Genomic DNA, 15,499 nt, shown 5'->3' on the forward strand with positions numbered 1-15,499 from the left:
ATGCCGGACATTGAAATCATTGTGCCATTAATACGAAGACAACTAACGGGCGGCATAATACCACTTAAGATACCGTTGGTCGCGCTCGCCATATATGTCCAATGGGTCAGGAAATACACTGGCTTGGACGCTAGTTCCATAATGGAAAAAAGTCTGGTTATTTGTTTTCGATAGATATCGATGTTGCCTGAAATCGTGTTCTTAACACACAGGCAAACCCTGAGGCTGGCAGGAAAAGATCCATGTCGGTCAGGCGTGATTATTTAATTCGATTTGTCGCTGACAGCTATGAACTATTCAATAACGACATTCAGAGCCGCGACCGAACTGTCGCACGTTACGGTGCGGCGGATCAGGCCTGTCGTCCGGAATAGCTCAAAGGTGGCAAACGTTTGCTTGGCAGCGACGATTGAAACTGACTTTGGCCTACCTGAAACGCAAAGGCTTCAATCAGTGAGGTCTGCTCAGTTTCATCCAGGCCCAGTTGACCGGTATTCGGGTCGACCAGCTCAAGTTGCCACGCCATCAGAGTGAAGCAATTGCGCAACGCATCCAGTGCCTGTTCGTGCAGGTCAACGTGTTCCTGCGTCAGATTGAGCAAGCTATAGATATGCAGGGAAAATTCGGAAATCGCTTCCAGCGCCAAAGCCTCGGCACGGCTCGCAAGTTTGAGCAGGGTGCTCTGCATGCAGTCGATGGCGTCCTTGTCGTTGCTGATCAGTTGCAGATGGTTGAGACATTCTTCGGATTTGGCCAGCAGCGTTTCAGCCTCGACCAGGAACTCGGGGAAGCGTTGTGCCCAGTCTTTGCGGTCGATTGGCATGCTTATCTCCACAGCGTCATGTCTGATGAGGGAATGCCGTGTGTGGCGACGATCATGAATCGTCGGCAGATCGCGCCCAGACGTGCAGGTGCACGGGCTGAGGTTTTCCAGGTGGGTTTCCACTGAATTGCGATCGCACACAATAGCCTGACTCCGTTCATGCAATGAGAATGGCGTCACATTAATGGCTATTGGATATTGCGAATATCAGGTTGGGCCTGATTGTTACTAGGGGAATCCCTTAGACGCGGGAACCTACGGTGCAAACTGAGGTCGCGCCGGGAAGACTGTAGCAGAGGAAAATCACGGCGCCAGTAAAGCATGATGTTAATGTGACATCAATGGGCGGTTATGGCATTTTGATAACGTTTTTTGCGGCGATCAAGATTCGCTACACGCAGCCGATAAACCCACTTAGTGAATTCATTAGAACAAGCCCAGGAGTCATTGATGGCCGGCATTCTCGACACGGTAGACCAACGCACGCAACTGGTGGGTGAGAATCGCCTGGAAATTCTCATGTTTCGCCTGGCCGGACGCCAATTGTTCGCGATCAACGTGTTCAAGGTTCAGGAAGTGCTGCAACTGCCGAAGTTGACCCTGATGCCCCAGCGTCACCCGTTTGTGTGCGGTGTGGTCAATCTGCGCGGGCAGACCCTGCCGGTCATCGATCTGTCCCAGGCGATCGGCATGCGTCCGCTGGTGCCAGGCCCGAACAGCACGATCATCGTCACGGAATACAACCGTTCGGTGCAGGCTTTCCTCGTGGGTGGGGTCGATCGCATCGTCAACATGAACTGGGAAGCCATTCTGCCGCCGCCGACCAGTGCTGGCCGCCAGCACTATCTGACGGCGATCAGCAAGGTCGACGATCAGTTGGTGGAAATCATCGACGTCGAGAAAGTCCTCGCCGAGATCGTCCCGTACAACGCCAAGGTTTCGCGGGAAAAACTCGAAGACCCGGTGCTCGAACGTGCGCGTGGCCGTGAAGTGCTGCTGGTAGACGACTCCAACGTGGCGCTTTCGCAATTGCGCGACACCCTCGGTCAGCTTGGGGTGAAAATGCACATCGCCAGCGACGGTCTGAAGGCGTTGAACATGCTCAAGGCCTGGGCCGACACCGGCGTGAACATGACCGACAAGCTTCTGATGATCTTTACCGACGCGGAAATGCCGGAAATGGACGGCTACCGCCTGACCACCGAAATCCGTAACGACCCGCGTTTGCGCGGTCTGTACGTGGTGCTGCACACCTCGTTGTCGGGCAGTTTCAACGATTCGATGGTGAAGAAGGTCGGTTGCGACAACTTCCTCTCCAAATTCCAGCCGGACAAACTCGTGGACGTGGTGCGTCAGCGCCTGATGCTTGACGAAGTGCCAGCCTGATCACGCACCCTTTGTAGGAGTGAGCCTGCTCGCGAAAGCGGTGTGTCAGCCCCAAATCATTGCCTGACTCAACGCTTTCGCGAGCAGGCTCACTCCTACGGTTTTTGCTCTTTGATTCCTGAGCAAGCTCGTATAGGGTGGCGTTTTTATCCCCCAGGGAGCTGGCCATGTTGCGTCTGAGCGCGCTTTATCGTTACCCGTTGAAATCCGGCAAGGTCGATGTGCTGCAAAGTGTCGACCTCGACAAGCTGGGGCTTGATGGCGACCGACGCTGGATGCTCGTGGACGAAGCCAGTGGCCGTTTTCTGACCCAGCGTGCCGAAGCGAAGATGAGCCAGTTGTCGGCCCTGTGGAATGAACAGGGCGGTCTGACCCTCAGCGCGCCGCAACAGTCATCTATCGAAATTCCTCTGCCGGATATCGACGCCGAGTTGCGTGGCATAACAATTTGGCGTGACACCCTGCGTGTGCCGGATGCCGGTGATGAAGCAGCCCGTTGGGTCAGCGATTTCATCGGCAAACCGACTCGCTTGGTGCAAGTGCCGCTGGATCGCGCGCGCACCACGCAGTCAGGTATAGGCAAGGATGATGACCAGGTCGCGTTCTCCGACGGTTTTCCGCTGCTGTTGATTGGCGAGGCGTCGCTGCAGGACCTTTCGCAAAAGGTTGGGCGGCCGCTGGAGATGCTGCGCTTTCGACCGAATCTGGTGATCGAAGGCAGCGAAGCGTATGCCGAGGACAGCTGGAAACGCATTCGTATCGGTGATGTCGAGTTCCGCGTGGTCAAGCCGTGCTCACGCTGCATCCTGACCACCATCGATCCGCAAACCGGTGAGCGCAGCGCTGATCGTGAGCCGCTGGCGACCTTGCAGAAATACCGAGCCGAGGCCGACGGGGCGATGTTTGGCCAAAACCTGGTAAACGACAGCAATGGTCGGCTGGAAGTCGGGATGTCGGTGGAAATCCTCGAATAACCGGTCACCGAAACGAAAAATGCCCGTGTCCTTGGACACGGGCATTTTTTTGCGCAGTACTTCTTTTTTCTCTGCGGGCCGTGGTTTTAGCCGCGGTATTCGCACAGGTAAGCGGTATCGACGGCGACTTTCAGCTGGAACTTGCTGTTGGCCGGGACGTTGAACTGGCTGCCGGCGGCGAAGGTTTCCCAGTCGCTGCTGTCTGGCAGTTTGACGGTCAGTGCGCCGGATACCACGTGCATGATTTCACGCTGGGCAGTGCCGAATTCGTATTCGCCCGGGGCCATTACGCCGATGGTCGCCGGACCTTCAGCGGTGCCAAAGGCGATCGACTTGACGGTGCCGTCGAAGTACTCGTTGACTTTAAACATGGGCGATTCCTCGAAAAGGGCTGAAAAATTGAGGCGGCCAGTATGCACAAGGCTTTCAACGCCGTCACCTGCCCGGCGCCTGTCCGGTGAGTTCTCGAATTGACCCTAGAGTGGCAACACCAGCGGCAATAATCGCGCGGTATTGCGCGCATCTTCCAGCGCCCGATGTTGCTGACCGCTGAACTGCATCCCCGCCAGTTGCAGCGCACCGTTGAGGCCCAGCGGACGCTCGAGGCGTCGGGCCTTGGCGAAACGTTGCTTGAGGTTCATGTGCGGCACGCGGCTCAAGCCGCTGTCGATTTGCAGACGCTGCCATTCCTGAAGCAATTGCTTGCGGTCGTAATCGCCCCAGCTGGCCCAACCTTCGAGGCGTGGCTGATGCTGCGCCAGCCAGCGTTCGAACGCCGGCCAGACTTCGTTGAGTGGCTGCGCCGCATCGATATTGGCTTGGGTGATGTGCGTCAGCTCGCGACAAAACGGCGTCAGCAGGGGCCGTCGTGTCGGTTTGACGAAGCGCTGGAAATGATCCTGCTCGCGCCCGGCACGATCGACCAGCGTGGCGCCGATCTCGATAATTTCCATCTCGGTGACCGGCCAGCCACCCTCGTCGGTAGTGGCTTCCAGATCTATGACCAGCCAGTGGGGCATCGCAGGGTTCCTGATTTCCGCGTTCTGATTATTCAGAGCGTAGCCAAACCCTGCATTTGCGCTCGGCTGACTACTCGACCTGCAACAGAACCTGACGATTTTTTACCTGATCGCCGACCTTGACCTGCACCCGCTTGAGCACGCCGTCGATGCCGGCCTTGAGCGGGTGCTCCATTTTCATTGCCTCCAGCACCACCAGCAATTGACCTTTGCTGACCGGGCTGCCTTCGCTGACCAGAACGTCGACGATGGCACCGTCCATCGGTGCTTTCAAGGTGCCGGAACTGACGCTGCTCTGACTGTCGATCACCGCGTGAGTTCGATCCTCCAGCCGCAGCGCGCCGGGATGCGTGAACAGCCAAAGTTGATCGGTATCGAGGCGGTAGGCGTGGCGCTGGCGCAAACCGTCTATTTCCAGGGTCACGGACTGCGCGTCGTGGTTGATCAGTTTCAATGCGAGTATGCGTTCGGCGACCTTTACCTTGAACACGCCTTGCGGTTCAGCAAGCAGTTGCAGTGCCCAGTTCTGTTCGTCGAGACCGAGGCGATAAACCAGTGGCACGCTGGCGTTATTGCGCCACCCGGACAGTGACTTGTGGTGGGTGAGGGCGCTGGTTTGATAGAACAGCACCGCGGCGATGGCCAGATCTTCGACGCTCGGCGTGTACCTGTTGAGGCTTGGGTGATCGCTGAAATGCTGCCCGATGAATGCCGTGCTGAAGTTGCCGCTGATGAACTGTGGATGCTGCAGCAGGCTGACCAGCAAGCGCTGATTGCTTTGCACACCGAGCAGCACCGTGTCCTGCACCGCGCGCAGGAGTTTGCGACGTGCCTCCTCGCGAGTGGCGCCATGGGCGATCAGTTTGCCGAGCATCGGATCGTAGAATGGGCTGACCGACTGGCCTTCGTACAAGCCGTGGTCGATGCGTGCGCCGTGTTCCTGCGCCGGCGCCCACGCCGTGATGCGACCGGTTTGTGGCAGAAAACCCTGCGCCGGGTCTTCGGCATACAGTCGTACTTCCATGGCATGGCCGCTGAGCTGGACTTGATCCTGAGTCAGCGGCAACGGCTGCCCCTCGGCAACCCATAGTTGCCACGCCACCAGATCCAGCCCGGTGATCAGTTCGGTCACCGGATGCTCGACCTGCAAGCGAGTATTCATCTCCAGAAAGTAGAACTGGCCGCGTGCATCGAGCAAGAACTCGACAGTGCCAGCGCCGACATAATTCACTGCGCGCCCGGCTTTCAGCGCCGCTTCACCCATGGCCTGACGCAACTCGGCGGTCATCACCGGGCAGGGCGCTTCTTCGATGACTTTCTGGTGGCGCCGCTGCACCGAGCAATCGCGTTCGCCGAGGTAAATCAGATTGCCCTGTTGATCGCCGAACAGTTGCACTTCGACGTGGCGCGGTTCGATCAACGCCTGTTCGAGGATCAGTTCGTCGCTGCCAAAACCGTTCAAGGCTTCGGAGCGTGCGGTACGCAGTTGTGCCGGTAAATCAGCGCCATCGTGGAGCAGACGCATGCCGCGACCGCCGCCACCGGCACTGGCCTTGATCATCAAGGGGTAGCCGATGCGTTCAGTTTCGCGCAGCAGGGTGGCGTCGTCCTGCTCGGCGCCTTGATAACCGGCGATGCACGGTACGCCGGCTGCGAGCATGGCGATTTTCGACCGGCGTTTGCTGCCCATCAGTTCGATGGCTGCGACGCTGGGGCCGATAAAGGTCAAGCCAGCCTGTTCGCAGGCGCGGGCGAAGTCGGCGTTTTCCGAAAGAAAGCCGTAGCCGGGATGGATCGCGTCGGCGCCGCTGCGACGGGCGGCGTCAAGAATCGCCGGGATATTCAGATACGACTGCTGCACCGGGGACGGGCCAATGTGTACGGCTTGATCGGCCATTTGCACGTGCAGGGCATCGGCGTCGGCGTCGCTGTAGACGGCGACGGTGCGGTAGCCCAACGCCTGGGCGGTGCGCTGGATGCGGCAGGCGATTTCACCGCGGTTGGCGATCAGGATTTTCTGGATGGCGGGCATGGTCGGCTTCCTGAAGTTTTGGCGATGGGTGTGTTGGCCTCATCGCTAGCAAGCCAGCTCCCACAGGTTTTGTTAACGACGCAAATCCCCTGTGGGAGCTGGCTTGCCAGCGATGCTCTTTAGGTAGCCCACCGAGGTTTACGCTTTTGCACAAAAGCCATGGTCCCCTCGATTCCTTCTTCCCCGGTCACCGCTTCGCTGAACCACTGCGCCGCTTCATCAAGCAAAGCTCCCGATGGCTGCCCGGCACTCGCCAACAGCAATTGCTTGGTCATGGCATTCGCCTCCGGCGCGCAACACAACACATGTTGCAGCACCTCATCCAAACGTTCGGCCAGCGCCTGCGGGTCCTGTTCGACAAAATGCACCAGCCCCAGACGCCGTGCCTGCTGCCCGTCAAACCGCGCAGCGGTCAGTGCCAGGCGCCGCGCCTCAGTCAGACCAATGCGTTGCACCACGAACGGTGCGATTTGTGCCGGCAGCAAACCGAGACTGGTTTCCGGCAGACCGAATTGCGCCTGATGGTCGGCAATCGCGATATCGCTGACACAGGCCAATCCAAAACCACCGCCGAGCACCGCGCCTTGCAGCACGGTGATCAGCACTTGCGGCGCGTGTTGCGCTTCTTCCAGCATCGCCCCGAACGCACGATTCAAATCACGGTAAGCATCGCTGCCCTGAGCGCGGGCGTTGGCCATGTCCTTGATGTCGCCGCCGGCACAGAAATGCCCGCCGGCACCGCTGAGCACCAGCGCGCGAACGCTGCGGTCGTCGCGTACCGACGCCAGCACTGCGCGCAAATCGCTGACCATCTGCAGGCTCATCGCATTGCGGCTGTCCGGGCGATTGAGGGTGATGTGCAGCACGCCGCCATGCAGTTCCAGCAACAGCGTCTGGCAATCTTGCAGGCTGCTCATTTCTTTTTCCCCGGCAGGATGCCCATCAGTTTGCAGATGATCCCCAGCATGATTTCGTCGGCGCCGCCGCCAATCGACACAAGGCGCACATCGCGATAGGCACGGGCCACCGGGTTGTCCCACATGAAACCCATGCCACCCCAATATTGCAGGCAGCTGTCGCTGACCTCGCGGCCAAGGCGCCCGGCCTTGAGCTTGGCCATCGACGCCAGCCGCGTCACGTCCTGACCTTTCACATACTGCTCGGTGGCCTGATAGACCAGTGCGCGCAGGCATTCGATTTCGGTCTGCAATTCGGCGAGGCGGAAGTGGATCACCTGATTGTCGATCAGCGCATTGCCGAAGGTTTTGCGCTCCTTGCAGTATTCAATGGTGCTCTCGACGCAATACTCCAGGCCCTTGATCATGTTCGCCGCGCCGAACAGGCGTTCCTCCTGGAACTGCAACATCTGCATCATGAACCCGGCGCCTTCGTGGCCGATGCGGTTGCGTTGCGGCACGCGCACGTCGTCGAAAAACACCTGGGCGGTTTCCGAGCTGCGCATGCCGAGCTTGTCCAGGTGCGAACTGAGGCTGATCCCCGGCGTGTTCATCGGCACCATGATCAGCGACTTGTTGATGTGCGGTTTGTCGTCCGAAGTGTTGGCGAGCAGGCAGATGAAGTCGGCGCTCGGCGAGTTGGTGATCCACATCTTGCTGCCGTTGATCACGTAGTCGTCGCCGTCCTTGCGTGCACTGGTTTTCAGCCCGGCGACGTCGGAACCGGCGCCAACCTCAGAAACACCGATGCAGCCAACCTGCTCGCCGGTGATTGCCGGACGCAGAAACTCGTCGCGTAAATCATCGGAGCCGAATCGGGCGAGGGCCGGCGTGCACATGTCGGTCTGCACACCGATCGACATCGGAATGCCGCCGCAATGAATGGTGCCGAACTCCTCGGCAGCGACAATCGAATAGCTGTAATCCAGACCCATGCCGCCGAATTTTTCCGGTTTGGAAATACCGAGCAACCCGAGGTCCCCGGCCTTGCGGAAGATCTCGTGGATCGGAAAGCGACCGGCCTTTTCCCATTCATCGACGTGCGGATTGATCTCGTGCTCGACGAACTGGCGGACGGTACGGCGCAGGGCTTCGTGTTCCGGGGTGAAGATCATTGTTATTGTTCTCCGTAAAATCCGTGGCGGTCAGAACCGGCTGACGCCGAAGCTGTTGGGCTGCAGCGTGCGAATGTCGGCTTCGTGGCAGATGTCCAGCAGATAGCCGAGCAGGGTGCGCGTGTCGCGTGGATCGATCAGCCCGTCGTCCCACAAGTTGGCGCTGCCGTAGAGCGCGGTGGATTGGCTGTCGAGTTTTTGCGCGGTGACCTGTTCGAGCATGTCGAGCATTTTCGGGTCCGGCGTCAGGCCGTCCTTGAGCTGTTTGGCTTCGGTGACGATGCGCAGGACTTTGCCGGCCTGCGCGCCGCCCATCACTGCCGTGCGGCTGTTCGGCCAGGCGAAGATGAAGCGCGGATCGAGACCGCGCCCGCACATCGCATAGTTGCCCGCGCCATAAGAGCCGCCGACGACGATGGTCAGTTTAGGCACTCGCGCGTTGGCCACCGCTTGAATCAGTTTCGAACCGTGTTTGATCACGCCTTGCTGTTCCGATTCGGTGCCGACCATGAAGCCCGTGGTGTTGTGAAAAAACAGCAGCGGCGTCTGGCTCTGGTCGCACAACTGAATGAACTGCGCTGCCTTGCTCGCGCCGTTCGGCGTGATCGGGCCGTTGTTGCCGATGAAGCCGCAGGCGCGGCCCTGAATCTTCAATTGACCGCAAATGGTTTGCTGATCGAACTCGCCCTTGAATTCAACGAAGCAGGATTCGTCGGCAATGCGCGCGATGATTTCGCGCACGTCGTAAGGTTTTTTCGGATCATCCGGGATCAGCCCGAGCAACTCTTCGATGGGGTAGAGCGGCTCTTTGTATTGCGGCTCCGGCAGCCATGGCAGCTGCTCGTTCCACGGCAACATACGGAGGATTTCGCGCACCTGACGCACGCCGTCGGCATCGTTTTCGGCAAGGTATTCAGCCGTTCCGGCAACCTGCGCGTGCATCTCCGCGCCGCCGAGTTCTTCATCGGTGGCGACTTCGCCGGTGGCTGCTTTCAACAGCGGCGGGCCGGCCAGAAACAGCTTGGCCTTGCCGCGCACCACTACCACGTAATCCGACAGTCCCGGCTGATAAGCGCCACCCGCGGTGGCCGAGCCGTGCACCACGGTGATCTGCGGCAAGCCCATCGCCGACATCCGTGCCTGATTGGCAAAACTGCGTGCGCCTTCGACGAAAATGTCCGCCGCGTAATTGAGGTTGGCGCCGCCGCTTTCGGCGAGGGTGATCACCGGCAGTTTGTTTTCCTGGGCGATCTGCTGCAGGCGCAGGGATTTTTTCAGGCCGCTTGGCGAGATCGTGCCGCCCTTGATCGCGCTGTTATTCGCCACGACCATGGCGCGGATGCCGCAGACATAACCGATGCCGGCGATCAGTCCGCCGCCGGCCGAGCTGCCGTCCTTATCGTCGTGCAGTTTGTAGCCGGCGAGGCTGGCCAGTTCGAGGAACGGCGGGCCGGGATCAAGCAGCAGGTTCAGGCGTTCGCGGGGCAGTAGTTGCCCGCGTTTGTCGAATTTCGCTTTGGCTTCGGCAGCCTTGTTCAGCAGGTTCTGTTCGAGTTGCTGGACGTGTTCGATCGCCGTGAGCATCGCCGCACGATTGCGGACAAAGGCCTCGCTGTGCGGGTCGAGTTGAGACTGGATCTGCGGCATGGCTTACTCCTTGTCCTTGAGCACGTCGGGTAAGTACGCGCGGTGGAAGCCATTGAATGACTCGCTATGCGTGGCCTTGTGCAACGGCCACGCACGACTGCCGAGGCTGGCCGCGCCATCGATTTTCAACGTGCTGCCGCTGATGAATGCCGCCGCCGGGCTGAGCAGAAACACAATCGCCGCGCTGACTTCCGATTCGGTGCCGATGCGCTTGAGCGGCACATGCTCACGCAAGGTAGGGATCACCGCTTTGAACGCGCCTTCATAGGTGTCCATGCCGCTGGATGCGATCCAGCCCGGCGCCACCGCGTTGACCCGCACCCCGGCATATCCCCATTCGAACGCGGCGGTCTTGGTGAAGTTGTCCATGCCCGAGCGTGCAGCGCCCGAGTGGCCCATGCCGGGCATGCCGCCCCACATGTCGGCGAGCATGTTGACGATGTTGCCGCCGTGCTTGCTCATCGACTGGTTGAACACTTCCCGCGCCATCAGAAAACCGCCCACCAGATTGGTGCGCAGCACGGTTTCGAAACCTTTCTGATTGATTGAAGCCAGCGGCGACGGGTATTGGCCGCCGGCATTGTTGACCAGACCGTGGATCGGCCCGTGCTCGGCAATCAGTTCCTTGACCAGTTGTTTTACCGCGTCTTCATCGCGGATATCGCATGCCTTCCAGTGTGCGCGGCCCCCGTCTTCGGCGATTTCAGCGGCGACTTTTTGCAGTTTTTCCGGCTTGCGCCCGACCAGCAGCACATTGGCGCCGAGTGCTGCCAGTTCATGGGCGGTGCAACGACCGATGCCGCTGCCGCCGCCAGTGACGATGATGGTTTGGCCGCTGAACAGATCGGCATTGAAAATCGACGCGTAAGCCATGCACAGCATCCTCTAGTCGAGCTGTTCGGCGATGCTCTGCGGCACCGGGATCTGGATTTCCAATAGTTGTTGGGCGAAGGCTTTGCCTTGCGGATCGATGCGCAGACTGGCCATGCCACCACCGCCGAGGGCGTTTTCCAGGAGAAAGTTGAGGCTGTGGGTGCCGGGCAGATACCAGCGTTCGACCCGGCCATGAATGGGGTCGAGCACGTGGCGCATCCAGTCGACGATCACCGCCGGGGTCAACGCTTCGGCGATCCACGGCAGGTATTCGGGTTTGCGCGGCAGCACGCCAATGTTGCTGTGATTACCCTTGTCGCCGGAGCGTGCCACGGCGAGTTTTACCAACGCCACGCTGGCATCGGCACGGCCCTGGGGTTTCGGTGGTTGCTGGGCAATCGGCAAGTCGTCGCTGTCGAGGGTATCCAGCGAGGGCAGGGCGCAGGGATGGCGTTCGCCGGCCAGATCAACCTGCAAGGTGCAGGCGCTTTTATTGATCAGAAATGAAAACAGACGAATCAGCGGGTACACCGTTGGCCGCCCGCCGACGATGCCGGTCAATCCCGGCGCCATTCCGGTTGCGGCCTGGGCGATTTCCCGGGAGAACAGCACCAGCGCCTGTTTGCTCGGATGGCGCACGGCGAGTTTGATCACCACTTCGCGGCTGTCCTGGCGCTGGCCGTGGGGCCCGTAGGTCGCTTCGCTGCCGAGAAGTTCGATGTCGGTTTCGCTGTAAGGCGCCCAGCCGCGTTGACTGAACATTTCCGAAGTCTTGTCGAGGATCGCCTGACTGACGCGGCGGGCTTTATCCACCGCATCGATGCCAGCGATGAGGCAACTGGCGGTGCAGCGAAAACCGTCCGGATACGTGGCGCTGACCTTGTATTTGTCACTCGGCGGCAAGCCTTTGGCGCCATGGACGTGGACGACGTTTTTACCTTGTTGTTGAAGCTTGACCTCGGTGAAATCGCACACCACGTCAGGCAGCAGATAGGCCTGAGGATCGCCGATCTCGTAAAGCATTTGCTCGCCGACGGTCAGTGGCGTGACCAGTCCGCCGGAGCCTTCGGGTTTGCTGACGATGAATTGGCTGTCGGCGCTGACTTCAACGATCGGGAAACCGATGTGCTCGTAATCCGGCACGTCGCGCCAATCGGTGAAATTGCCACCGGTGCATTGCGCGCCGCATTCGATGATGTGTCCGGCCAGTGCCGCCTGGGCGAGTTTGTCGTAGTCGTGCCACGACCAGCCGAATTCGTGCACCAGTGCGGCGCTGACCACGGCGCTGTCGACCACCCGACCGGTGATGACGATGTCAGCGCCCAGGCGCAAGGCTTCGACGATGCCCGGCGCGCCGAGGTAGGCGTTGGTCGATACGCACATTGGCGGCAGCGGGGCGCCACTGAACATTTCAGTGGCGCCGCTGAGTTGTTTGAATTGCGGTTGCAGGTCATCGCCCAGCAGTACGGCGATTTTCAGGTCGATGCCGGCCTTGGCGCAGGCCGCCTGCAGGGCGGCGGCGCAGGCTTGCGGATTGACCCCGCCGGCGTTGCTGATGACGCGAATATTCTGTTCGGCGAGTTGCGGCAGCAGTGGCGCCAGCACTTCGACGAAGTCGCCGGCGAACCCCGCTTGCGGATCCTTCATGCGCGCGCCGGCCATGATCGACATGGTGATTTCGGCCAGATAATCGAATACCAGATAGTCCAGATTGCCGCCTGCCACTAACTGCGCGGCGGCGGTCGAGGTGTCTCCCCAGAATGCACTGGCGCATCCGATGCGAACGGTGTTGGGCATTTTTATCTCCGACTCAGGAACCTGCGACAGAAGTGTCTGGAGGCTACCAAGCAAGCGCTTGGTTTGTAAACAGTTGAAACTATCTTCCGCCCAAGCGCTTGCTTGGTCGCGGCTGGCGGCTTAAATTGCGCGCAACCCTGCGGTTACAGGGGGCAACAGACTGATCGACTGTAGGAGAGAACGGGTGGACGAGCAAAAAGCCCTTAGGGTCATGCGCGAATTGGTCGATGAAGGTCAGTTGACTGACCCCGACAGCGCGCGCGGCAAACTGCTGCAAGTGGCGGCTCACCTGTTCCGCAACAAAGGCTATGAACGCACCACGGTGCGCGACCTGGCCGGTGCGGTCGGCATCCAGTCGGGGAGCATTTTCCATCACTTCAAAAGCAAGGATGAAATCCTTCGCGCGGTGATGGAGGAAACCATCCGTTACAACACCGCGTTGATGCGCGCCGCGCTCGCCGATGCCAGCAATGTGCGCGAGCGGGTGCTGGCACTGATTCGCTGCGAATTGCAGTCGATCATGGGTGGCAGCGGCGAAGCCATGGCGGTGCTGGTGTATGAATGGCGCTCGCTGTCTGAGGAGGGCCAGGCCAAGGTCCTCGCGCTGCGCGACGTTTACGAAGACATCTGGCTGCAAGTGCTCGGCGAAGCGAAGGACGCCGGGTTTATTCGCGGCGACGTATTTATTACCCGACGTTTCCTGACTGGCGCACTGTCCTGGACCACCACCTGGTTCCGTGCCGGCGGCAGTTTGAGCCTCGATCAACTGGCCGACGAGGCGCTGATTCTGGTCCTCGAAGAGCGCTGAAGCGCTTTCTATCCAGCCGGGAAACTGGCTAACTGGGCGAAACCGCCTAGCTTGAATGCATTGATCGGTATTTTTTCGGGGAGTGGGGTGTTTTGAAGTCTTTGCCAATTCGGACGGCCGCGGGATTTTTGCTCGCAGCGCTGGCTGCATTATGGGTATTGCCCGCTCAGGCAGCGCAATTGGTTCGGGTTGGCGCGGCGCATTTTCCGCCCTACACCATTCGCCCGGAAAACGGTGCCGACACCGGTCTGCTGCCGCAATTGGTCGAGGCGTTGAACCGTCTGCAAAGCGACTATCAGTTTGTCCTGGTGCCGACTTCGATTCCGCGGCGCTTCGGTGATTTCAAGCAAGGCCGGATCGACATGGCGATCTTCGAAAACCCGGATTGGGGCTGGAAAGACATCCCCCACAGCGATGTCGACATGGGCCTCGAGGATGCCGAGATTTTCGTCGCGCAGCGTGAAGACGGTCGTCAGCAAAACTACTTTGCTAGCCTGACCGGCAAGCGTCTGGCGCTGTTCAGCGGTTATCACTACGAATTCGCCAACTTCAACGCCGACCCCAAGTTCCTCGCGCAAAACTTCAATGCCACGCTGACCTATTCCCACGACAGCAATCTGTTGATGGTGTTGCGCGGGCGTGCCGATATTGCCTTGGTGACCCGTTCGTATCTGAGCGATTACCTGCTGCGCAACGAGAAGGTGCGCAATGAGTTGCTCGTCTCACAGCGCATCGATCAGGTCTACCACCACTACGCGATCCTGCGCCCGACTGCACCGATCACTGGTGAGGCGTTCGGCAAATTGCTGCAAGGGCTGCGCGACAATGGCGAGATGCTGAAGATTTTCGATCCGTACAAGATTGCAGTGGTGCCGGTGCCTCACAGCTGAGCCAGCGATTTGCGTGCGAACGCTAAATTTTCCCGCCCGGATCACGTCACTTCGTTGAACTGTCGACGATTATCGTGAGCCCGACCCATGTCCAATCTGAATGACCTGACTGCCTTGGCTTTGCCTTCGGGCAGTCAACTGATCGCTGATTCCACCGAAAGCCGTCTGAGCCTGAGCCTGGACGGGCAACCGCTGATTCGCCTGCGTCTCGATCGTGAGGGCAAAGGGCCGATCCAGATCGATGAGCGTTTTGCTTTGCCACCGGGGCAAGCGCTGTGGGCGGCCTGTTATTGGCTGTTTGCCCGTGATCCGGAGTGCCGGCAATTGACCTGGCAACTGGATCAGCCACCGACCGAAGCCTTGCTCAGCGGTTTGCTGGTGAGTACTGAAGTGGCCGGTGAATATCGCTGCGAGCGCACGTTGTTCTGGCAATTGCCACAGCCGTGGCTCGGCACTTCGCTGAGCGGCAGCTATCCGCAGCAAATGGTCATCAGCCAGGGCAAGCGCCATCCGCTGCGACCGGTGAAGCCGCGCGGTGAAGTCTATCGGCGCTTCGATGCACGTCTTGGCGCGTGGATTTCCCTGCGTACCGTCGAAATCGAAGAAGATCTGCCGCGCTTCAACCGTTGGCAGAACAGCCCGCGCGTGGCCAGTTTCTGGCAGGAAGAGGGCAGCCTCGAGAAGCACCGCGAATACCTGAGCAAGCTTGACGCCGATCCGCACACGTTGACGTTGATTGGCTGTTTCGATGATCAGCCGTTTGCTTATTTCGAGGCCTATTGGGCCAAGGAAGATCGCATCGCGCCGTTCTACGATGCCGACAATTACGATCGTGGCATTCACATGCTGGTGGGCGAGGAAGATCATCGTGGCCCGCACAAAGTGGCGAGCTGGCTATCGGCGCTGGTGCATTACCTGTTTCTCGATGATCCGCGCACGCAACGGGTGGTCGCCGAGCCGCGTGCCGACAACGCGAAGATGATCGGGCATATGCAGAATCAGTGCTTCCACTGCGAGAAGGAATTCGACTTCCCGCACAAGCGCGCGGCGCTGATGATTCTGGGGCGTGAGCGGTTTTTTGATCGGTGCAAATTGGCTTGAGGTGATCTGAAAGCAAAAGATCGCAGCCTTCGGCAGCTCCTACATTTGGGATGCGTTCCACTGTAGGAGCTGCCGAAG

14 protein-coding genes are annotated in these 15,499 nt (G+C 59.6%); 5 read left to right on the forward strand and 9 right to left on the reverse strand.

The genetic code is table 11. The features are described 5' to 3' along the window. Positions 1 to 352: 352 nt before the first annotated feature. On the reverse strand, positions 353 to 823 hold the full coding sequence (locus tag EJA71_RS20115) for a hypothetical protein (protein WP_158959336.1): 471 nt from the start codon (positions 821 to 823) through the stop codon (positions 353 to 355). A 450-nt stretch (positions 824 to 1,273) separates the two neighbouring features. On the opposite strand from EJA71_RS20115, the gene EJA71_RS20120 reads away from it, so the two are divergent. After that, on the forward strand, positions 1,274 to 2,209 hold the full coding sequence (locus tag EJA71_RS20120) for a chemotaxis protein CheV (protein ID WP_007908676.1): 936 nt from the start codon (positions 1,274 to 1,276) through the stop codon (positions 2,207 to 2,209). Positions 2,210 to 2,376: 167 nt separating this feature from the next. Further along, positions 2,377 to 3,183: an MOSC domain-containing protein gene (locus tag EJA71_RS20125; protein ID WP_158959337.1), complete on the forward strand. Its 807-nt coding sequence runs from the start codon at positions 2,377 to 2,379 to the stop codon at positions 3,181 to 3,183. Between the two features lie 86 nt (positions 3,184 to 3,269). Here EJA71_RS20125 and EJA71_RS20130 read toward each other — a convergent pair whose 3' ends face one another. The 8 genes from EJA71_RS20130 to EJA71_RS20165 form a co-directional block, all read right to left on the reverse strand. After that, positions 3,270 to 3,554: a pyrimidine/purine nucleoside phosphorylase gene (locus EJA71_RS20130; protein WP_003226701.1), complete on the reverse strand. Its 285-nt coding sequence runs from the start codon at positions 3,552 to 3,554 to the stop codon at positions 3,270 to 3,272. A 105-nt stretch (positions 3,555 to 3,659) separates the two neighbouring features. After that, positions 3,660 to 4,202: an exonuclease domain-containing protein gene (locus EJA71_RS20135; protein WP_158959338.1), complete on the reverse strand. Its 543-nt coding sequence runs from the start codon at positions 4,200 to 4,202 to the stop codon at positions 3,660 to 3,662. Positions 4,203 to 4,272: 70 nt separating this feature from the next. Beyond that, positions 4,273 to 6,234 (reverse strand): acetyl/propionyl/methylcrotonyl-CoA carboxylase subunit alpha, encoded by a 1,962-nt coding sequence (locus EJA71_RS20140; protein WP_158959339.1) that lies wholly within the window; start codon positions 6,232 to 6,234, stop codon positions 4,273 to 4,275. 119 nt (positions 6,235 to 6,353) lie between these two features. After that, positions 6,354 to 7,151 (reverse strand): enoyl-CoA hydratase/isomerase family protein, encoded by a 798-nt coding sequence (locus tag EJA71_RS20145; RefSeq protein WP_158959340.1) that lies wholly within the window; start codon positions 7,149 to 7,151, stop codon positions 6,354 to 6,356. Beyond that, positions 7,148 to 8,305 (reverse strand): citronellyl-CoA dehydrogenase, encoded by a 1,158-nt coding sequence (gene atuD / locus EJA71_RS20150; protein WP_158959341.1) that lies wholly within the window; start codon positions 8,303 to 8,305, stop codon positions 7,148 to 7,150. The genes EJA71_RS20145 and atuD overlap by 4 nt, the downstream gene beginning before the upstream one ends. A gap of 30 nt (positions 8,306 to 8,335) precedes the next feature. Continuing rightward, entirely contained in the window at positions 8,336 to 9,952 is a 1,617-nt protein-coding gene (gene atuC / locus EJA71_RS20155; protein WP_158959342.1) for a geranyl-CoA carboxylase subunit beta, read from the reverse strand. 3 nt (positions 9,953 to 9,955) lie between these two features. Further along, positions 9,956 to 10,825 carry an SDR family oxidoreductase gene (locus EJA71_RS20160; protein WP_158959343.1) on the reverse strand — a complete coding sequence of 290 codons (870 nt, stop codon included), beginning with the start codon at positions 10,823 to 10,825 and terminating at the stop codon, positions 9,956 to 9,958. Between the two features lie 12 nt (positions 10,826 to 10,837). Continuing rightward, on the reverse strand, positions 10,838 to 12,622 hold the full coding sequence (locus EJA71_RS20165; RefSeq protein WP_158959344.1) for an acyclic terpene utilization AtuA family protein: 1,785 nt from the start codon (positions 12,620 to 12,622) through the stop codon (positions 10,838 to 10,840). Positions 12,623 to 12,806: 184 nt separating this feature from the next. Between EJA71_RS20165 and EJA71_RS20170 the strand changes: the two genes are divergently transcribed. From EJA71_RS20170 to EJA71_RS20180, 3 genes are all read left to right on the forward strand, one after another. Further along, positions 12,807 to 13,430 (forward strand): TetR/AcrR family transcriptional regulator, encoded by a 624-nt coding sequence (locus tag EJA71_RS20170; RefSeq protein ID WP_158959345.1) that lies wholly within the window; start codon positions 12,807 to 12,809, stop codon positions 13,428 to 13,430. Positions 13,431 to 13,522: 92 nt separating this feature from the next. Continuing rightward, a complete protein-coding gene (locus EJA71_RS20175; RefSeq protein ID WP_158959346.1) occupies positions 13,523 to 14,320 on the forward strand; it encodes an ABC transporter substrate-binding protein in 798 nt (265 codons plus the stop codon). Between the two features lie 87 nt (positions 14,321 to 14,407). Further along, complete coding sequence (locus EJA71_RS20180; protein ID WP_158959347.1) at positions 14,408 to 15,421, forward strand: GNAT family N-acetyltransferase; 1,014 nt, start codon at positions 14,408 to 14,410, stop codon at positions 15,419 to 15,421. Positions 15,422 to 15,499 lie beyond the last annotated feature (78 nt).

The organism is Pseudomonas sp. PB106 (assembly GCF_009764645.1).
Lineage (GTDB): Bacteria > Pseudomonadota > Gammaproteobacteria > Pseudomonadales > Pseudomonadaceae > Aquipseudomonas.